This is a genomic window from Rhodococcus sp. FW305-130, from assembly GCF_058788335.1.
In genome coordinates, this window is record NZ_JBYTAP010000001.1 from 408,683 (window position 1) to 428,410 (window position 19,728).

The following is a 19,728-nucleotide window of genomic DNA, read 5'->3' on the forward strand; positions in this document are numbered from 1 at the left end:
AAGGGAATGCCATGAGCAGCAACGTGTACCGGGTGACCGAGATCGTCGGCTCGTCCACCGAGAGCAGTGACGCGGCAATTCGCACCGCCATCGCCCGGGCGAACGAGACGGTGCGCAACCTCGAATGGTTCGAGGTGGTGGAAACTCGCGGCCACATCGAGAACGGCGCCGTAGCGCATTTCCAGGTCACGTTGAAGGTCGGCTTCCGGCTCGACGGCGACGAATCCTGAACCGTTCTTCATGAGTGTTGATCTCACGGCGGCCGTCGGGTTCATGGCGGGACATGCCAGGACTCTCGATCGGCATCGGCTGAATTTGATTCTCGGACAGGGTGACCGGGCCGCGGCTTGTGCGGCCGTGGACGGTTATCGCAACCCGGACGGTGGGTACGGCTGGGGACTCGAACCGGATCTTCGCTCGGCAACCAGCCAACCTGGCGGAGCGCTGCATGCCTTCGAAGCCTTTGCCGACATCGGAACGCCGACGCCCAGAGCGGTCGAACTGTGCGACTGGTTGCAGACCAATTCGCTGGCAGGCGGCGGTTTACCCTTCGCCTTCCCGATTGCCGACCCAGCCGGGTGTGCGCCCTTCTGGGTGAGCGCGGATCCGTCGGCGCCGTCGTTGCAGATCACCAGCATCGTGTGTGCTGCAGCGGCTCGCGTTGCCGAATTCGACGAGGCCGTCGCCGAACATCCGTGGTTCGCCTCTGCCGTTCGATATTGCCTCGACGCGATCGACGGGGCGGATTCTCTGCATGCCCTCGAGCTGGCCTTTGCCTTGCAGTTTCTCGACGCGGTTCACCGGAACAGTCCCGAAGCGTCGTCGTTGGTGAGCACTCTTGGTTCGCGTATCCCGGCTGACGGCTTGGTTCACGTGGACGGGGGAGCCGAGGGCGAATTCATGCGGCCCCTCGATTTCTCACCGCTTCCTGGCGGTCCGACCCGCGCGTTGTTCGATGCAGCGGTGATCAACTCCGAACTGTCCGCGCTCGCTGCACGGCAACACGACGACGGCGGTTGGGCGGTGGATTTCGACAGCTATTCGCCCGCCGCGGCGTTGGAATGGCGAGGTCACGCCACCGTGCAGGCGGTATGGCTGCTGAAGCGCAATGGGGTGATCTGAAAACGATTCTCGCGCCAAATTGGAACACGTTATAGTCTGGGAATCAGTTCGTGCTTCGTGTTTCAGGGATAGGGGAATGTCATGGCGTATGTGATCACGCAGCCGTGCTGCAACGACGCCTCGTGTGTTGACGTGTGTCCGGTCAATTGCATTCACCCGACACCGGACGAAGCTCCGTTCGCGACCACCGAAATGCTCTACATCGATCCCGACACCTGCATCGATTGTGGTGCGTGTGTGGACGAGTGCCCGGTCGAGGCGATCTTCCCGGACAACGAACTCGACGAGGACGACGCGCCGTACCTGCAGATGAACGCGTCGTACTTCGAGAAGCATCCGATGGGCCCGGATTGGCCCGAGCCGATCACGATGGCCAAGATCGATCCCGAACTGGGAACGCTGAAAGTGGCGATCGTCGGCTCCGGCCCCGCAGCCTGCTATGCGGCGATGGAACTGACCGGCAAGCCTCGCGTGGAGGTCGACATGTTCGATCGGCTTCCCACTCCCTACGGATTGGTGCGCGCCGGCGTGGCGCCGGATCATCCCGGAACCAAAGGCGTCACCGACCAGTTCCGCGCCGTGGTCGCGAAAAAGACCGTGCGCTGCCACTTCAACGTCGAGGTGGGTACCCACATCTCGCATTCGGAACTCTTGGACCATCACCACGCAGTGATCTACGCGGTCGGCGCTGCCGGGGATCGCAAGCTCGAGATCCCGGGCGAGGAACTGCCGGGAAGTCACGCTGCCACCGAGTTCGTCGCCTGGTACAACGGCCACCCGGGATATGCCGATCGGACTTTCGATCTGTCCGGCGAGCGAGCGGTGATCGTCGGAAACGGCAACGTCGCACTCGACGTCGCTCGCATCCTGGTGACCGACCCGGACCAGCTCGCGAAGACGGACCTCGCCGAGCATGCATTGGAAGCGCTGCGTAACAGCAAGATTCGTGAGGTCGTCATTCTCGGGCGGCGCGGGCCGGCGCAGGCCGCGTACACCAATCCCGAACTGTTGGCCCTCGGACAGATGGCGAACGTGGACGTAGTCGTCGACCCGATCGAAGCCGAACTCGACGAGGCCAGTCAGGCGTTCGTGGACAGCGATGCCGCGGAGCCGTCCGTGCTGCTCAAGGTCAAGCAGGCGCAGGAATTTGCTTCCCGTACCGCAGATCCTTCCCGCAAGCGGATCGTTCTCCGGTTCCTCACCTCGCCCGTCGAGATCCTCGGCGACGGTGCAGTCGCACAGGTGCGGATCGTGAAAAACGAGTTGGTGGCAACGCCGACCGGTCAGCTCTCCGCCCGGCCTACCGAAACCGAGGAGACGATCGACACCTCCCTGGTGCTTCGGTCGGTCGGATACCGCGGTACACCGATGGCCGACTTGCCCTTCGACGACGCTCGCGGCGTGATCCCCAACGAGAACGGTCGCGTGATCGACACCGAGACCGGCACGCCGATCCCGGGTGTCTACGTCGCGGGTTGGATCAAGCGCGGACCGACGGGCGTGATCGGCACCAACAAGTACTGCTCCGCCGAGACGGTGTCGATGATCTTCGACGACTTCGCTGGTGGGCGCCTCGCCACGCCGACCGAGGACGCTGACAAGTTGCAGGTTCTGCTGGCAGATCGGTCGCCGGATCAGGTGGACTACCAAGGTTGGCAGCGGATCGACAAGGCAGAACGAGCATCCGGTGCCGCCGCCGGTAGACCGCGAACCAAACTCATCTCCATCGAATCGATGTTGGCGGCTGCTCGCAGCGAGGGATAGCAACGTTTGGGCGAACATCCGAATTGCTCGATTGCCGCATTTGTGTGTTAATGACTATGGAAATGTGCGGTTTGCTCTCTTTGGCGTGCTCGGGTGTGTAGGTGTGCGCCCGGCGGGCGCGTCCGGATGGTGCATCGGCATCGGTACCAGGCGGGTATCGATGCCGGCCGCGCAAAATCCACGTGAGTACGTGGTCATTCGAGCGAAGGTAGTGACATGGGCAGCAAACAGGGTCGTCGGACGTCACGGGTTGCCGTGGCAATCGTCGGAGCGGTGGCTGCCGGCCTGGCTCTCGCCGGACCTTCCGCGGCCGTTCCTCTCTTCCCCGGTGGACCGGACATTCCGTTGCCCGTCATTCCCGGCGTTCCGTACCTCGATCCGGCGATTCCGGTTCCGGGCATCCCGGGTACACCGATTCAGGCTCCCATCGGCGCTCCCAACTTCTCCGCGCCGTCGCTCAACCCGTCGGCGGGTGAGACAGTCGGCATCGCGCAGCCGATCATCATTCGTTTCAACGAGGCAGTCGGCGACCGTGCCACGGCCGAGCGCGCGATTCGCGTGACCACCGATTCTCCGGTCGATGGCAGCTTCTACTGGATCAACGACAGCCAGGTCCGTTGGAAGCCGGCACAGTTCTGGCCGGCGAACATCTCCGTGACCGTCGACGCCGGTGATTCGCACTCCACGTTCAACATCGGTGACGCACTCGTCACCGTCGCGGACGACAACACCAAGCAGGTCACCGTCACCCGCAACGGTGAGGTCGTGCGCACCATGCCGACGTCGTTCGGCAAGCCAGGTCACGAAACACCGAACGGCACGTACATCGTCGGGGAGCAGCTGCGCGACATGTACATGGATTCGTCCACGTACGGCGTTCCGATCGATTCTCCCGAGGGTTACCGCACCTACGTCGAGTACGCGACACGAATTTCCTACAGTGGCATCTTCGTCCATGCCGCTCCGTGGTCGGTAGCGCAACAAGGTTTCACCAACGTCAGCCACGGCTGCCTCAATGTCAGCACCGAGGACGCCAAGTGGTTCTTCGAGAACGCAGGCAAGGGTGACCCGGTGATCGTGCAGAACACCGCAGGTGGAGTCCTCAGCGGCGCCGACGGATTGGGTGACTGGAACCGCTAGACATCGACGAGGAAGGCCCTGCGCGAGAAGTATTCGCGCAGGGCCTTTTTCGTGTCGCGTTCAGCTCGAGTGTCTTGTACGTTCACCATTCATTCGTTGCGAGCGGTCAGACTGCCTCAGTGAGATCGAGTCCGGAAAGAACGCTGCCCACATCAGGCAAGCCAGGTCTGTGGGGCAGACCATGGCGTGATTACGCGCTCTTTGCGCTCTTGGTAGGTCCCAATCTCGCGTTGCTGATCTTGTTCACCTATCGCCCGCTGGTGGACAACATCCGACTTTCGTTCTTCGACTGGAACATTGCGGACCCGAAGGCGACGTTCATCGGGCTGAGCAACTACCGTGAGTGGTTCGGACGAAGCGACACCTGGCAGATCGTCACCAACACGGTGGTATTCACATTGGTCACAGTGGTGGGTTCGATGGTCATCGGTCTGGCGTTGGCCATGCTGCTCGATCGCAAGCTCGTCGGGCGAAACCTGGTCCGGTCGGCGATCTTCGCTCCGTTCGTGATCTCCGGTGCAGCGATCGGTGTCGCGTTTCAGTTCGTCTTCGACCCCAACTTCGGTCTGATCCAGGATCTCCTGCACCGTGTCGGACTCCAATCGCCCGACTTCTATCAGGATCCCCACTGGGCGCTGTTCATGGTGACGGTGACATACATGTGGAAGAACCTCGGCTACACGTTTGTCATCTATCTCGCTGCGTTGCAAGGAGTTCGGCAAGAATTGAACGAAGCCGCCGAAATCGACGGTGCCAAGCCGTGGACCAAGTTCCGCCGGGTTCTCCTACCTCAGTTGCGCCCGACGACGTTCTTCCTCTCCATCACCGTCATGCTCAACTCGCTCCAGGTCTTCGACATCATCAACGTCATGACCCGTGGTGGCCCGCTGGGTACAGGGACGACGACGATGGTCTACCAGGTGTACAACGAGACATTCCGAAACTTCCGGGCGGGCTACGGCGCGACGGTTGCCACCATCATGTTCTTGATCCTGCTGATCATCACCGTCTACCAGGTTCGTGCCATGGATCGGGGAGAAGAGAAATGACAGCGGTAGAGGAAAAGAAAAGCGCTGCTCCGACTTCCGTCGTCCGGCCCGGGCCGGATCGCAAGAACGTGGACCGGCGTGAGGTCGGTGTGAAGATCCTCGGCTACGCGGCAATGGTGGTCGCCTTGGTCATCATCGTCCTGCCGCTCTACTGGATCGTGATGACCTCGTTCAAGGAGCGTCCGGAGATCTACACGCAGCCTGCAACGTGGTGGCCGTCGTCGCTGCATCCCGAAAACTATTCCGAAGCAACGACATCGGTTCCGTTCTGGATGTTTCTGCGGAACTCGATAGTGATCACGACGATACTGTCCGCGGCGAAGTTCGTTCTGGGGACTCTCAGCGCCTATGGGCTGGTGTTCCTGCGCTTCCCGGGGAAGAACTTCGTCTTTCTCGGAATCATCGCCGCATTGATGGTTCCGAACCAGATCACCGTGATCTCGAATTACGCACTCGTGGCAGAGTGGGGCTGGCGTAACACGTTCCAGGGCATCATAGTTCCGCTCGCGGGTGTAGCCTTCGGTACGTTCCTCATGCGCAACCATTTTCTCTCGATCCCTTCGGAGATCGTCGAGGCAGCGCGGATGGACGGCGCCGGCCACTGGCGGCTTCTCTGGCGCGTGGTGCTCCCCGTTTCCGGGCCCACGATGGTGGCGTTCGGCATCATCACGGTGGTCAACGAATGGAACGAGTACCTGTGGCCGTTCCTCATGTCCGACGATTCCTCGGTGGCGCCGCTGCCGATCGGATTGACCCAACTGCAGAACAACGACGGACTCACCAACTGGGGTCCCGTCATGGCAGGAACGGTACTGACGATGCTACCGATCCTGGTGATTTTCCTTCTGCTGCAACGACACATGATCAAAGGCCTCACCTCCGGTGCGGTCAAGGGCTGACAGCTTTTCCCGTCACATTTCTTTCTCGAGGAGCAGTAATGGCAAACATGAACAGGCGCGGATTTCTGAGCCTCGGCGGTGCAATCGCCGCCGGCGCAGCACTGACCGCGTGCGCGGGATCCGGTGGTTCCAGCGCTGATGCTGCGGGAACATCCGGTGCGTCGGGTGATTCCAACACCATCACCTTCTGGTCGAACCACCCGGGTAAGTCCACCGACGTGGAGAAGGAATTGATCAACCGCTTCCAGACCAAGTACCCGGACTTGAAGGTCAACTTGGTGGACGGCGGCAAGAACTACGAAGAGGTGGCGCAGAAGTTCAACGCTGCTCTCTCCGGCGGAGATGTTCCCGATGTGGTTGTGCTGTCGGATGTCTGGTGGTTCAACTACGCACTTGCCGGGGCAATCGAGCCGCTCGACGGACTCTTCTCCGAGGTGGGCGTCGACTCGGCCGACTACGTCGACTCGTTGCTCGCCGACTACCTGTTCCAGGGCAAGCACTACGCACTTCCCTATGCGCGGTCGACGCCGTTGTTCTACTACAACAAGGCGGTCTGGTCGCAGGCCGGACTTCCCGACCGTGGGCCTGCAACGTGGCAGGAGTTCGACGAGTGGGGACCTGAGCTGCAGAAGGTCGTGGGCAACGGCAAGTTGGCACACGGGTGGGGCAACGCGAAGGATTACCTCGGCTGGACCTACGAAGGCCCCATCTGGACCTTCGGCGGATCGTACTCCGACCAGTGGAATTTGCAGCTCGACAACGAGAAGACCATTGCCGCAGGGCAGTTCCTCTCCAGCATGATTCACGACAAGAAGTACGCCGCGGTCTCCACTGACATCGCAAACGAATTCGGTACGGGCATCCTGGCGTCGACCATCGCGTCGACGGGTGACCTGTCCGGCATCAAGAAGACTGCCAACTTCGACTTCGGCACCGCGTTCCTCCCGGCGGTGGACGGAACTCCCGGTTGCCCCACCGGCGGCGCCGGACTTGCCATCCCGTCCAAGATCTCCGATCAGCGTAAGAAGAACGCGCTCAAGTTCATCGACTTCATCACCAATGGTGAGAACACGGCGTACTTCTCGCAGAACGTCGGCTACATGCCGGTCCGCAAGTCGGCAACGTCGGAGCCGAGCATGAAGGCATTCCTCGACGCGAATCCGAACTCCCGTACCGCTGTGGATCAGCTTTCGCGTACGCGCTCGCAGGACTACGCACGCGTGTTCGTCCCGGGTGGCGATCAGATCATCGGCACCGGACTCGAGCAGATTGCTCTCCAGAAAGCCGACGTCGCATCGACATTCGCCGGCGTTGCCACCCAGTTGCAGCAGATCATCGACCGGCAGATCACCCCAAAGCTGCCGAAGTAGTAGGAGAGAACACTCATGGCCAACGTGCAATTCGCGGGAGTCACGCACCGCTACGAAGGAACCGATCGACCGGCAGTCGACCGTCTCGACCTCGACATCGCCGACGGTGAGTTCCTGGTACTCGTAGGACCTTCCGGTTGCGGTAAGTCCACCAGCCTGCGAATGCTCGCCGGTCTCGAATCCGCGTCGGACGGCCGGATCGAGATCGGCGGCACGGACGTCACGCATCTCGCGCCGCGAGCACGTGACGTCGCCATGGTGTTTCAGAGTTACGCGCTGTACCCGAACATGACCGTCGAGCAGAACATGGGTTTTGCGCTCCAGAACGCGGGAGTGGGAAAGTCCGAACGGCGCGAGCGGGTACTCGAGGCAGCACGGATGCTTGAACTCGAACCGCTGCTCGGACGTAAACCGGCCAAGCTGTCCGGTGGGCAACGTCAGCGAGTTGCCATGGGTAGGGCCATCGTTCGCCATCCCAAGGTGTTCTGCATGGATGAGCCGCTCAGCAATCTGGACGCCAAACTACGCGTGAGTACGCGGTCGCAGATCGCTGCCTTACAGCGTCGACTGGGCACCACGACGGTCTACGTCACCCACGATCAGGTCGAGGCGATGACGATGGGGGACCGGGTGGCGGTGATGCTGGACGGTCGTTTGCAGCAGGTGGCGAAGCCGCGGGAACTTTACGACAACCCCGTCAACACCTTTGTGGCCGCCTTCATCGGATCGCCCGGCATGAACCTGATCGAAGCGCCGGTCGAGGGTACCGTCGCAGTGCTCGGTGACCTGCGGATTCCGCTGCCCACCGGGGCGTCCGAGCGGGAGCGGGTCGTCGTGGGAGTGCGTCCCGAGTCGTGGGATCTGGTGGGAGCGTGGCGAAAGGGCTCGCTGGCCGTGGATGCCGACCTGCTTGAAGAGTTGGGCGCCGAATCGTTCGTCTATGCAAAGGGTGCCCCGGATTCGCAGTGGCAGAGCCGATCCGGCCGAATTGTCATTCGCGTCGATCGGAAGATGTCGGTGGCACCGGGGGAGTCGCTTCATCTGCTGCCCAAGGCCGGCGAGGTGTACTTCTTTTCCGCGGAGACCGGGGTACGTCTGTAGCGATACTGTGTGCGGCATGACCGTCGCACGTTCGCTCTTGCTGTTCGTACTCGCCGCGCTGCTCGAGATCGGGGGCGCGTGGTTGGTGTGGCAGGGAATTCGCGAGCACAAGGGCTGGATCTGGGTAGGGCTCGGCGTCATCTCGCTCGGTCTCTACGGTCTGGTCGCGACCATGCAACCCGATGCGAACTTCGGGCGCATCCTCGCCGCGTACGGCGGGATTTTCGTAGCGGGTTCACTGCTGTGGGCGGTGGTGATGGACGGATTCCGCCCGGATCGTTTCGACATCGCCGGTGCGCTGATCTGTCTGGTCGGCGTCGGGGTGATCATGTACGCCCGGTAGGGCCTTCGGCCCCGTGCGCGCTCAAGGAGTCCAGGGGGTCCTTAAGCGCGCACAGGGGCTTGCCCTTGCTACCAGATCTTCACACGCTTCTCCGGCTCCAAATACAGTGCGTCACCGGGCTTGACGTCGAACTCCTCGTGGAACGTGTCGAGGTTGCGGACGACGCCGTTGCACCGGAACTCCGGCGGCGAGTGCGGGTCGACGGCCAGACGGCGAAGCGCTTCGGCCTCACGGGCCTTCGTGCGCCATACCTGCGCCCACCCGAAGAACACGCGCTGCAGACCGGTGAGTCCGTCGATGACCGGAGGTTCGGTACCTTCGGTCGCGATCTTGTACGCCGCGATCGCGATCGACAGCCCGCCGAGATCGCCGATGTTCTCGCCGATCGTGAATTCACCGTTGACGTGGTGGCCCGGCAGTTCCTTGGGCTCGAACTCGTTGTACTGCTCGATGAGAGCCTTTGTGCGCTTGCCGAATTCGCTACGATCCTCGTCGGTCCACCAGTCGACCATGTTGCCGTCGCCGTCGTACTTGGCGCCCTGATCGTCGAAGCCGTGCCCGATCTCGTGGCCGATGACGGCACCGATGCCGCCGTAGTTGGCGGCGTCGTCGGCTGCGGCGTCGAAGAACGGCGGCTGGAGAATGGCTGCGGGGAACACGATTTCGTTCATGCCCGGGTTGTAGTACGCGTTGACGGTCTGCGGCGTCATGAACCACTCGTCACGGTCCACGGGGCCACCCAGCTTGGCCAGGTCACGGTCGTACTCGGCGGCGTATCCACGACGGTAGTTGCCCACCAGGTCGGTAGCCGAGATATCGAGGCCGGCGTAGTCACGCCACTTGTCGGGGTAACCGATCTTCGGGGTGAACTTCTCGAGCTTGGCCAACGCGGCCTCACGAGTCTGCGGGCTCATCCACTCGAGGTCGGAGATGTTGCGGCGGTACGCCTCCTGCAGGTTGGCGACCAGTTCCAGCATGCGGGTCTTCGCCTCAGCGGGGAAGTGACGGTCGACGTAGAGCTTGCCGACGGCCTCGCCGAGCAGATCTTGCACCAGGCTGACCCCGCGCTTCCAGCGCTCACGGTTCTCTTCGGTACCCGAGAGCGTGGTTCCGTAGAAAGCGAAGGTTTCGTCGACCAGCGCCGAATGCAGGTAGGGGGAGCGAGCGTGCAGCACCTTCCACGCTGCCCATGCCTTCCAGTCGTCGAGTGACTCCGACGCCCAGAGTGCGGTGAAGGTGTGCAGGAAATCGGGCTGACGGACCACGATCTCGGCGAACTTCTCCGAATCGGCGCCGAGACCGGACAACCATGCCGCCCAGTCCAAACCGGGGTTCTGCTCGGTCAGTTCCTCGAAGCCCACGAGGTTGTAACTCAGATCTGCGTCACGACGCTTGACGACGTCCCAATGCCCGGCCGCGATCTTCTTCTCGAGTTCGAACACACGCTGTGCGTCGTAGCCGACGCCGGCGAGGGTGAACATCTTGTCGATGTGCGCGACGTACTTCTCGCGGATCTCCGCGTAGTTGTCCTCGCGGTAGTACGACTCGTCGGGCAGGCTGATTCCCGACTGGCTGAAGTGGATCAGGTACCGCTCGGAATTCTTGGCATCGGTGTCGACGTAATGCGAGATGGCACCGCCGACGCCGACGCGCTGGTGGCGTCCGATCACGGTGGCCAACGACGACCGGTCCGGCGCATCGGCGACGGCGTCCAGCTCGTCGTCGATGGGGCTGAGGCCCGCGGCCTCCACGGCGTCGGCGTCCATGAAGCTCGAGTACAGGTCGCCGATGCGCTGTGCATCGGTACCGGCGGCAGAGTTGGACTCCGCGGCTTCGGTGATGATGGTCTGTACGTCTTCTTCGGCCTTGTCGTAGAGCGTCCGGAAGGCCCCGTCGACTGCGCGGTCTGCCGGAATCTCGTATTCGGCGAGCCATTTTCCGTTGACGTGGACGAACAGATCGTCCTGCGCCCGTGTGTCGCCGTCGAGGTGGGTGAGGTCGATGCCTGAGCGATGAGCCGTGGTCATTTCTCCATCCTTACACGATCATGACGAACTGCTCGGTGTGTGCGTGATCGCTCCACACCCCAGTTCATCTCTTGTGCTGGGCAACGTCGGTACCGCATGGCACGATCGAATACGTGACCAGCAGACCTGCCGCAGATCCGCACCTGCAGGACCTCGCGCGACTACGACGCGTGCGTGACCGTATCGACCGGGAGTACGCGCGGCCTCTGGACGTGGAGGCGCTCGCGCGGGGAGTGAACATGTCTGCGGGACATCTCAGTCGCCAATTCCGTCAGGCGTACGGCGAACCGCCGTACGCATACCTGATGACCAGGCGAATCGAGCGCGCAATGGCGTTACTGCGCCGCGGGGACCTCAGTGTCACGGACGTCTGCTTCGAAGTCGGCTGCAGCTCTCTCGGCACTTTCAGCAGTAAGTTCACCGAATTGGTAGGGGTCCCGCCCAGCGTCTATCGGCGCGAGGCCGAGCAGTCGACGGCCGGAATGCCGTCCTGCGTGTCCAAACAAGTCACCAGACCGATCAGGAATCGAGAAGCGCAGAACCCACAACCGCAATTAACGTGATCGCCATGGACATCACCATTCACTCGAGTTTCCTTCCGCAGGACGACCCTGACGCCGCCCTGAACTTCTATCGCGACACCCTCGGCTTCGAGGTGCGCAACGACGTCGGCTACGACGGGATGCGTTGGATCACGGTGGGGCCGCCCGGCCAGCCCGGCACCTCCATCGTGTTGCATCCGCCGGCCGTCGATCCCGGAATCACCGACGACGAGCGCCGCACCATCATCGAGATGATGGCCAAGGGCACGTACGGCGGACTTCTTCTGGCCACCAAAGACCTGGACGATACGTTCGAGCGGCTTCAGGCCGGCGACATCGACGTCGTCCAGGAACCGACCGAGCAGCCGTACGGCGTTCGCGATTGCGCCGTCCGCGACCCAGCGGGAAACCTGATCCGTATTCAAGAACTGCGCTGAGACCGTCAACTGCGCTGAGCCCGTCAACTGCGCTGAGACCGTCGGCGATCGACTGACAGATGGAGACACGATGACTGCCCTGCACACTGCAGACAGCCACGATTTGATCCGCGTGCAAGGCGCGCGGGTGAACAATCTCGAAGACATCAGCGTCGAGATCCCGAAGCGGAGGCTGACGGTATTCACCGGCGTCTCCGGTTCGGGAAAGAGCTCGCTGGTGTTCAGTACGATCGCCGCGGAATCGCAGCGGATGATCAACGAGACCTACAGCGCTTTCGTTCAAGGATTCATGCCGACGCTCGCGCGGCCGGACGTCGATGTTCTCGACGGCCTGACCACCGCGATCATCGTCGATCAACAGCGGATGGGCGTCGACCCGCGCTCGACAGTCGGAACCGCCACCGACGCCAACGCGATGCTCCGCATCTTGTTCAGCCGTCTCGGAAAGCCTCACATCGGTTCGCCTCAGGCGTTTTCGTTCAACGTGGCCTCGATCTCCGGAGCAGGCGCGGTCACGATGGAACGCGGCGGACGTCAGACGAAAGAGCGTCGTAGCTTCAAGATCACCGGCGGCATGTGTCCGCGATGTGAGGGACGAGGGGCGGTCAACGATTTCGATCTGACCGCGTTGTACGACGACACCAAGTCGCTCAACGAGAGTGCGATCACGGTCCCCGGCTACAGCATGGAGGGTTGGTACGGCCGGATCTACCGCGGCTGCGGTTTCTTCGATCCCGACAAGCCGATCAAGAAGTACACCAAGAAGGAACTGAACGATCTGCTCTACAAAGAGCCGACCAAGATCAAGGTCGAAGGCATCAACCTGACGTACACGGGTCTGATTCCGCAGATTCAGAAGTCGTTCCTCGCCAAGGACGTCGACGCGATGCAGCCCCACATCCGGGCATTCGTCGAGCGGGCGATCACGTTCACCACCTGCCCTGAATGTGACGGGACGCGACTGAGCGAGGGCGCGCGGTCGTCGAAGATCAAGGGCGTCAACATCGCCGACGCCTGCTCGATGCAGATCAGCGATCTCGCGGAATGGGTCAGCGGTCTGAAGGAACCATCGGTCGCGCCTTTGCTCACGACGCTCGGCGAAACGCTCGACTCCTTCGTGGAGATCGGACTCGGCTACCTCAGCCTCGACCGTCCGTCGGGAACGCTGTCCGGTGGTGAAGCTCAGCGCACCAAGATGATTCGGCACCTGGGTTCCTCGCTCACCGACATCACGTATGTATTCGACGAGCCCACTACCGGCCTGCATCCGCACGACATCGCGAGGATGAACGATCTTCTGCTGCGCCTGCGGGACAAGGGCAACACCGTGCTCGTTGTCGAGCACAAGCCGGAGACGATCGTGATCGCCGATCACATCGTCGACCTCGGGCCAGGCGCGGGTAGCGCCGGTGGAAACGTCTGCTTCGAGGGCACAGTCGATGGCTTGCGAGCCAGCGATACGGTCACCGGGCGTCACTTCGACGACCGGGCCGCCCTCAAGGAGACCGTGCGGGAGTCCACCGGAGCAATCGAGATTCGTGGAGCGAACTCACACAACCTCCAAGATGTAGACGTCGACGTACCGCTCGGTGTACTGGTCGTGGTGACTGGTGTGGCCGGATCGGGTAAGAGTTCGCTGATCCACGGCTCGCTCGCGAAACGCGAGGACGTGGTGTCGGTCGATCAGAGTGCGATCCGCGGCTCGCGTCGGAGCAACCCGGCAACGTATACCGGGCTGCTCGACCCGATCCGCAAGGCATTCGCGAAGGCCAACGGCGTGAAGCCGGCGCTCTTCAGTGCCAACTCCGAAGGCGCCTGCCCGACGTGCAACGGCAACGGCGTCATCTACAGCGACCTGGCGATGATGGCCGGCGTTGCCACTCTCTGCGAGGAGTGCGAAGGCAAGCGCTTCCAGGCGGAAGTTCTCGAATACAAATTCGGTGGCAAGGACATCAACGAGGTTCTCACGATGTCGGTGGCCGAGGCCGAGGAGTTCTTCGGCGACGGTGAGGCGAAGACGCTCGCTGCGCACAAGATCCTCGTCCGACTGGTCGACGTGGGGCTCGGGTACCTCACGATCGGCCAGCCGTTGACGACGCTGTCCGGCGGTGAACGACAGCGAATCAAGCTGGCTACGCACCTCGGCGAGAAGGGTGGCGTGTACGTCCTCGACGAGCCGACCACCGGACTGCACCTGGCCGACGTCGAGCAGCTGCTCGGTCTACTCGATCGACTCGTCGATTCCGGTAAGTCCGTCATCGTCATCGAGCACCATCAGGCCGTGATGGCGCACGCCGACTGGATCATCGACCTCGGCCCTGGTGCCGGTCACGACGGCGGTCGGATCGTCTTCGAAGGCACTCCCGAGGAGCTCGTCGCCGACGGCTCCACCCTCACCGGAAAGCACCTCGCGGCATACGTCGGCGGCTGAGTCGGCTCCTACCTCAGGCGTCGATACCCAGGTTGATGACGGCGAGGTAGGAACCGTCCGACTGCTTCTCGACGGTCATGAGGCCGGTGTCGTCGTAGATGCCGTCACTGGCGTTGTTCGTGTTGTTCTCACGACCGGTGTGCTCGCTGTACGGGGACTGCGAGTACACCTCGTCGAGAAGGGTCTCGTCGAAGAAGGTCTGCGACGTGAGGACGGTCTTCTTGTCGATATGCACCTTGACGTGAATGTGGGTGGTGCGGCCCATGTACCAGCCGGGAAAGATCGTGGTGAACTGCGCGATGCCGTTTGCATCGGTGGTCTGGGCACCGCGCAGGTAGGTGCCGTCGTCCGTGGTGGTGGCTTCGGTGTCGCCGACGCTGTACGAACCGTCGGAGGTCTCGCCGGAACCGCCCATGCCGCCGCCCATTCCTCCGGGGGCGCCTGACGGAGGTTCGCCCATTCCACCTCCGGGTGCACCTGACGGAGGTTCACCCATCCCGCCGGCCGGGGGAGTTCCGCCGCCGCCGCCGCCGTTGGCGCTCAGCGACCCGGATTCGAAGCCGGAGTACACGCCGCCGGCGTCGCAGTGCCAGATCTCGACGACGGCGTTGCTGACCGCGCCGATGCTGCCGTCGACGTTGCACTGGCTGTTGTCCTGCACGCGCATTGCCACCTGCAGTGTGGTGCCCGGACGGTCTTCGCGGATGTCGCCGCGAATGGAGTCGACGTCGAACCAGTAGGGGCCCTGTGTCTCTTCCTTGCTCATGACGCACTGCGGTGCTTTGGCCAGAAGTGCGGTGACGGCATCGCCGGACGTTGCCGCTGCGGAAGCGCCGGAAGTGGTTGTCGTCGATGCAGCCGCGGCCGAAGTCGTCGTGGCGGTGCCACTGTTACCGGAACAGGCTGCGATGAGCCCGCCGAGACTGATGGTTCCGCCGAGAGCGAGGGCCCGTCGACGGCTCACGCGTAGCCTGCTCGCTTCGATGTCTTTGTTCACGCCGCTGTACCTCCATTGTGTGGGCTGTTGTCTCAATGGTGGACGGGCGACCTGGTGCGGAACTGGTTATCCGCTGTGAACTTGCTGGGAGAGCATCTGGATGCTCGAGGTGGCCCGTACGTAGACCTGTCCGCCGGCGTCGACGATGCGCGTTTCGATCAGCGCGAGCCTGCGCCCGGCACGAATCACGGAGGCCTCGGCGCGTAAGACCGGCCCGCCGATGTCGGGTGAGCGCAGGAAGTCGATCTTGTGGTCGAGGACGCGATAGTCCTGATCGGAGCTGGTCAGGGTCTGTGCTGCCAGTCCCGTAATGGCGTCGACTGCCGAGATGAGGACACCACCCTGCACGGCGCCCAGCGGGTTGGCCATCCAGGCGACGGGTGCGAACTCCCCGACGACGGAACCTGGCGTCACGTCGACGACAGCAAGATCGAGTAGCCCGGCGAGCGGTCCGCGTTCGAGCGTGCCGCCTCGGATACCTTCGACGACGTCGGACCCCGACAACCCACTCAGGTTGCTCGTTTTCTCCGGCGTCGGGACCGGTAGCGGCGCACCGTCCACGTAGTCGTCGATTCCGACGACGGGTGGACGCGAGACCACCATTGCGCGGCCGGCCATCACGGCCAGGAGGGTGCCGTTCTCGTCGCGAAGTTGACCGGACGCGAGCCCGACGCCGTCGTCGAGATGCACGAGCGTGCCGGTGGCGCCGACGTCTGCGAGAGCGGGAATGTCGGCGCCCGCGCTGACCGTGACCTGCGCGAGCACGGATTGATGGCCCGAGGTCAGTCCCGAGTACACCGCGCCGCCCATGGCACCGTCGATCATGACGCCGATGGAACCGAGCACCGTCTTGCCACGGTGATCGTGGAAGCGCGGGCCGACTGCCTGCGCGAAGGCCAAGTCGCCAGGCACGACCGATACGGCGCGCACACCCATCAAGGTGTTGAGGGGGTCAAGTTGTGTGACGGGTGCGGCGGAGTTGTCGATGCTCATCCGTCGAGTATCTCCAGCGCGCCCAGTCCTGCCGAGACCGGGTCTCAACCACCGATACGTGAATGCATCTCCCAGACGAGGACTTCCGCCCCGGCATCGGAGGTCAGTTGCTGCCCACCCGAATCGCTCAACCGGACGGCATCACCCTCGTACAGTGTGCCGACGCCCTCCATCTCGGCAGTGCCCTGCGCAACGAAGACGTGCAGGAACGGTGCGCTGGGAAGATTCACGGAGGTGCCGGGCAGAATCCGCGCGACGTGCATGGCGGCGTTCTTGTTGTTGATGCGAATCGCCGAATGATCCTTGTAGCGCTCCATTCCGGAGGCCACCGGGATCAGACCGCCGCGCAGCAGTTCGTCGTCGATCTCGAGTTGTTCGTAGCCGGGAGTCAGTCCACCTTCGTCGGGTACCACCCACATCTGGATGAAATGCACGGGGTCGGAATGCTGTTCGCCGCCAATACGCCACGAATCGTTCTTCTCACTGTGCATGATTCCGGTGCCGGCGCTCATGCGCTGGGCGAGGCCTGGATAGATGACGCCGGTGTGGCCGATGGAATCCTGGTGCACGAGCGAACCGCGAAGCACCCAGGTCACGATTTCCATGTCCTTGTGCGGATGGGTATCGAAACCGGTTCCCGCCAGTACGGTGTCGTCGTTGTTGACGAGCAGCAATCCGTGATGAGTGTTGTCCGGATCGTAATGCTGTCCGAACGAGAACGAATGTTTCGAATCCAGCCAGGAGACGCGGGATTTCAAGCGATCACCGGAGCGGTGCACATCGATGTGCGGTGTCGTCCGTGGGGCCTGTGCTCGACCAGATGCCATGGCTCCTCCTTCTGTGCCACCGGGATCCATCACTACCGGATCCACCACTACCGGCATCCACCCTACGACGAACCTGCTGTGTAGTCCGAACATTGGGCGTACTCGGTGGTGTCGTCAGTTCGTCGACGCGTGCATCTCCCACACGAGTATCTCCGCATCGTCGATTCCCTCGACTCGTTGACCGCCAGTGTCCTTGAGTCGCAACGAATCTCCTGGTCCCAGCAATCCGACTCCCTCGACGTCGACAGTGCCGCTGGCGATGAACCCGTGCACGTACGGCGCATCCGGAAGAGATACCGACCCGCCGGTCTCGAGGCGAGCAACATGTAGTGCCGCATGTTTGTTGTGCAGGCCGATGGCGCTGTGACCGCGATGCGCAGGCATCCCCGATGCCAGGGTGATCAGGCCACCGCCGTCGAGTTCGGAGTTGATGTCGAGTTCCTGATAGCTCGGGGTCACTCCGGATTCGTCCGGCGGTATCCACATCTGAACGACGTGAACGGGTTCGGTGACGCGTGAGCCGTCGGCCCGGAAGCGATCGTTGCGCTCGGAGTGCAGGATTCCGGTACCGGCGCTCATTCTCTGCGCGAGTCCGCGATGGATGACGCCGGAGTGCCCAGCGGAATCCTGGTGAACCAGAGATCCGCTGAGCACCCACGTCACGATCTCGGTATCGCGGTGCTGATGAGTGTCGAAACCGGAGCCGGCTTCGATGATGTCGTCGTTGTTCACCAACAGAAGTCCGTGCGCGTACGCGGCGTGATCGAAGTTTCCGGCGAAGGGGAAACTGTGACGCGCGGTGAGCCAGCCGTAGTTGAGGTGCGCACGTTCGGCTGCTCGTTGGACGACCACCGACGACATGTCAGCTCAGCTTTTCGTGTGCTGCCGGGATGGATCCGAGGCGTCCGGCCTGGAAGTCCTCGAAGGCCTGCATGACCTCGGACTTGGTGTTCATGACGAACGGCCCGGCCATCGCGATGGGCTCACGAATCGGTTTGCCACCGAGGATGAATACCTCGAGGGATTCGGTCCGCGAATCCTGGCGATCGGAAGCGGCGACGGTGATGGAGTCACCGCGTCCGAAGACAGCCGTCTGCCCTACTCGAATGGGTCGACGCTCGGCTCCGACCGTTCCTTCGCCGGCGAGCACGTAGACGATGGCGTTGAACTCGGGGTTCCAGGGCAGAGTCAGGCTCGCACCCGGGGCAATAGTGGTGTGGGAGAGCGCGATGGGTGTGTACGTCGATCCGGGTCCGGCGTGGCCGGCGATGTCTCCGGCGATGACGCGCACCAAGGCTCCGCCGTCCGGCGAGGAAAGCAGGGCCACCTTGTTGCCCGTGATGTCCTGGTACCGCGGAGATGCCATCTTGTTGTCGCGAGGCAGGTTGACCCACAGTTGGACGCCGTGGAACAGGCCGCCGCTGAGGACGAGGTGCTCCGGCGGAGTTTCGATGTGAAGGATGCCGCCACCCGCGGTCATCCACTGGGTGTCGCCGCCGCCGATCACACCGCCGCCACCGTTGGAGTCCTGGTGCTCCATGATGCCGTCGATCATGTAGGTGACGGTTTCGAAGCCGCGGTGCGGGTGCCACGGAGTGCCCTTGGGCTCTCCGGGTGCGTAGTTGACTTCGCCCATCTGGTCCATGTGGATGAACGGGTCGAGGGCGGAGAGGTCGATGCCGGCGAACGCGCGGTGGACGGGAAAGCCTTCACCTTCGTATCCGACCGGCGCGGTGGTGATGCTCTTGACGGGGCGGTCGACTGCTGCCTCTGCCGGCTCGTCGAGGCGGGGCAGGGCCAAGATGTTCTCGACTGTCACAGCAGGCATGTCGTACTCCTTGTATCCGTGAAGCTGATGTCAGGTAGTTGATTATTCAACTATCTCATTCGGAGTCAACAAAGTCGAGCCCCGGGTATTCCCGGGGCTCGACTGGTGTTCGGATCAGCCTGTTGTCTGGATCAGCGCAACATGCTGCCGAGGGTTTTTGCCGCTGCCATGACCTCGGCGCCCAGGGCTGCTTGATCCTCGGAGTCGAACACGGAGATTCCGAGGCTGGAGATGGCGTCGCGGCGTCTGCCGGGGATGACTGCCGAGATTCCCAGGACGGACGGGATGACCTCCCCGACGGTCACTGCGTAACCCCGTGCGCGGGCAGCCGTCACTTCCTCTCGTTCCCCGCTCACCGGTGGGAGTGAGGCAAGAATGGAAAGCCCGGCGGAGCCGCGGTCGATCGGATCAACCTGCCCTGGATGAAACGCGACGTGAACCTTGGCGCTGCGCGGTTCGACCACCATCAGTGCGCGCACTTCGGTGTCGCTCTCGCGGACCACCAGGTGTGCTGTCGCCTCGGTGGCCTCGGCAAGTTCTTGAAGTATCGGGCGGGCCAGGGTTCGCAAATCTTGTTCCACCGGTTCGGCGAGGGTGACCAGTCCGGCGCCGAGAGTGACGCGCTTGAAGGAGTCTTTGCGGCACAGGTGATGAGCCTCGAGCGTGCGGATCAACCGATGTGCGACAGTCCGGTGGACTCCCACTCCGTCGGCAATGTCCGTGACTGACAAACCGTGCGGATAGGACGTCAGGAGTTCCAAGATCTCGAGTCCGTGGTGCAGCGTTTTCGACATGCTCGAGTCCACTTGAACTGCGCTTTTGCGCGGTCGGTGTTCCTCGCTCAGCTCTGACATCAAA

At 62.7% G+C, this 19,728-nt stretch carries 19 protein-coding genes; 12 read left to right on the forward strand and 7 right to left on the reverse strand.

The window, feature by feature from the left end:
• The first annotated feature begins 11 nt into the window (after nt 1-11).
• From AC3WQS_RS01990 to AC3WQS_RS02030, 9 genes are all read left to right on the forward strand, one after another.
• Nucleotides 12-230, forward strand: a complete 219-nt coding sequence (locus AC3WQS_RS01990; RefSeq protein WP_003939815.1) for a dodecin — start codon at nt 12-14, stop codon at nt 228-230.
• A 10-nt stretch (nt 231-240) separates the two neighbouring features.
• The gene (locus tag AC3WQS_RS01995; protein ID WP_019745221.1) at nt 241-1,122 is read left to right on the forward strand and encodes a hypothetical protein; all 882 of its coding nucleotides are present in this window, start codon (nt 241-243) and stop codon (nt 1,120-1,122) included.
• An 81-nt stretch (nt 1,123-1,203) separates the two neighbouring features.
• On the forward strand, nt 1,204-2,886 hold the full coding sequence (locus AC3WQS_RS02000; RefSeq protein ID WP_492713003.1) for an FAD-dependent oxidoreductase: 1,683 nt from the start codon (nt 1,204-1,206) through the stop codon (nt 2,884-2,886).
• Nucleotides 2,887-3,102: 216 nt separating this feature from the next.
• Nucleotides 3,103-4,026: a L,D-transpeptidase gene (locus AC3WQS_RS02005; RefSeq protein ID WP_279218975.1), complete on the forward strand. Its 924-nt coding sequence runs from the start codon at nt 3,103-3,105 to the stop codon at nt 4,024-4,026.
• A gap of 74 nt (nt 4,027-4,100) precedes the next feature.
• On the forward strand, nt 4,101-5,075 hold the full coding sequence (locus AC3WQS_RS02010; RefSeq protein ID WP_019745218.1) for a carbohydrate ABC transporter permease: 975 nt from the start codon (nt 4,101-4,103) through the stop codon (nt 5,073-5,075).
• Nucleotides 5,072-5,974, forward strand: a complete 903-nt coding sequence (locus AC3WQS_RS02015; protein WP_021332037.1) for a carbohydrate ABC transporter permease — start codon at nt 5,072-5,074, stop codon at nt 5,972-5,974. The genes AC3WQS_RS02010 and AC3WQS_RS02015 overlap by 4 nt, the downstream gene beginning before the upstream one ends.
• A gap of 38 nt (nt 5,975-6,012) precedes the next feature.
• Nucleotides 6,013-7,344, forward strand: a complete 1,332-nt coding sequence (locus AC3WQS_RS02020; protein ID WP_003940485.1) for an ABC transporter substrate-binding protein — start codon at nt 6,013-6,015, stop codon at nt 7,342-7,344.
• A 15-nt stretch (nt 7,345-7,359) separates the two neighbouring features.
• Nucleotides 7,360-8,445: an ABC transporter ATP-binding protein gene (locus AC3WQS_RS02025; protein ID WP_019745216.1), complete on the forward strand. Its 1,086-nt coding sequence runs from the start codon at nt 7,360-7,362 to the stop codon at nt 8,443-8,445.
• A 16-nt stretch (nt 8,446-8,461) separates the two neighbouring features.
• Complete coding sequence (locus tag AC3WQS_RS02030) at nt 8,462-8,788, forward strand: YnfA family protein (RefSeq protein WP_003940244.1); 327 nt, start codon at nt 8,462-8,464, stop codon at nt 8,786-8,788.
• 68 nt (nt 8,789-8,856) lie between these two features.
• On the opposite strand, the gene AC3WQS_RS02035 is transcribed toward AC3WQS_RS02030, so the two are convergent.
• On the reverse strand, nt 8,857-10,815 hold the full coding sequence (locus AC3WQS_RS02035) for a M13 family metallopeptidase (RefSeq protein WP_019745215.1): 1,959 nt from the start codon (nt 10,813-10,815) through the stop codon (nt 8,857-8,859).
• Nucleotides 10,816-10,928: 113 nt separating this feature from the next.
• Here AC3WQS_RS02035 and AC3WQS_RS02040 point away from each other — a divergent pair, with 113 nt between their 5' ends.
• The 3 genes from AC3WQS_RS02040 to AC3WQS_RS02050 all read left to right on the forward strand — a co-directional run bounded on the left by AC3WQS_RS02040 (nt 10,929) and on the right by AC3WQS_RS02050 (nt 14,225).
• Complete coding sequence (locus AC3WQS_RS02040; RefSeq protein ID WP_019745214.1) at nt 10,929-11,378, forward strand: helix-turn-helix transcriptional regulator; 450 nt, start codon at nt 10,929-10,931, stop codon at nt 11,376-11,378.
• A gap of 5 nt (nt 11,379-11,383) precedes the next feature.
• Entirely contained in the window at nt 11,384-11,794 is a 411-nt protein-coding gene (locus AC3WQS_RS02045) for a VOC family protein (protein WP_020909044.1), read from the forward strand.
• A gap of 70 nt (nt 11,795-11,864) precedes the next feature.
• The gene (locus AC3WQS_RS02050) at nt 11,865-14,225 is read left to right on the forward strand and encodes an ATP-binding cassette domain-containing protein (RefSeq protein ID WP_019745212.1); all 2,361 of its coding nucleotides are present in this window, start codon (nt 11,865-11,867) and stop codon (nt 14,223-14,225) included.
• Between the two features lie 13 nt (nt 14,226-14,238).
• On the opposite strand, the gene AC3WQS_RS02055 is transcribed toward AC3WQS_RS02050, so the two are convergent.
• The 6 genes from AC3WQS_RS02055 to AC3WQS_RS02080 all read right to left on the reverse strand — a co-directional run bounded on the left by AC3WQS_RS02055 (nt 14,239) and on the right by AC3WQS_RS02080 (nt 19,724).
• Nucleotides 14,239-15,222, reverse strand: a complete 984-nt coding sequence (locus AC3WQS_RS02055) for an intradiol ring-cleavage dioxygenase (RefSeq protein ID WP_007731412.1) — start codon at nt 15,220-15,222, stop codon at nt 14,239-14,241.
• Between the two features lie 66 nt (nt 15,223-15,288).
• A complete protein-coding gene (locus tag AC3WQS_RS02060; RefSeq protein WP_492713002.1) occupies nt 15,289-16,215 on the reverse strand; it encodes a PaaI family thioesterase in 927 nt (308 codons plus the stop codon).
• Nucleotides 16,216-16,259: 44 nt separating this feature from the next.
• On the reverse strand, nt 16,260-17,042 hold the full coding sequence (locus AC3WQS_RS02065) for a pirin family protein (RefSeq protein ID WP_020970714.1): 783 nt from the start codon (nt 17,040-17,042) through the stop codon (nt 16,260-16,262).
• A 114-nt stretch (nt 17,043-17,156) separates the two neighbouring features.
• Nucleotides 17,157-17,903, reverse strand: a complete 747-nt coding sequence (locus tag AC3WQS_RS02070; RefSeq protein WP_020970713.1) for a pirin family protein — start codon at nt 17,901-17,903, stop codon at nt 17,157-17,159.
• 1 nt (nt 17,904) lies between these two features.
• Nucleotides 17,905-18,870, reverse strand: coding sequence for a pirin family protein (locus AC3WQS_RS02075; RefSeq protein ID WP_021332042.1), 966 nt, complete (start codon nt 18,868-18,870; stop codon nt 17,905-17,907).
• A gap of 131 nt (nt 18,871-19,001) precedes the next feature.
• A complete protein-coding gene (locus AC3WQS_RS02080; RefSeq protein ID WP_029256190.1) occupies nt 19,002-19,724 on the reverse strand; it encodes an IclR family transcriptional regulator in 723 nt (240 codons plus the stop codon).
• Between the last annotated feature and the right edge of the window lie 4 nt (nt 19,725-19,728).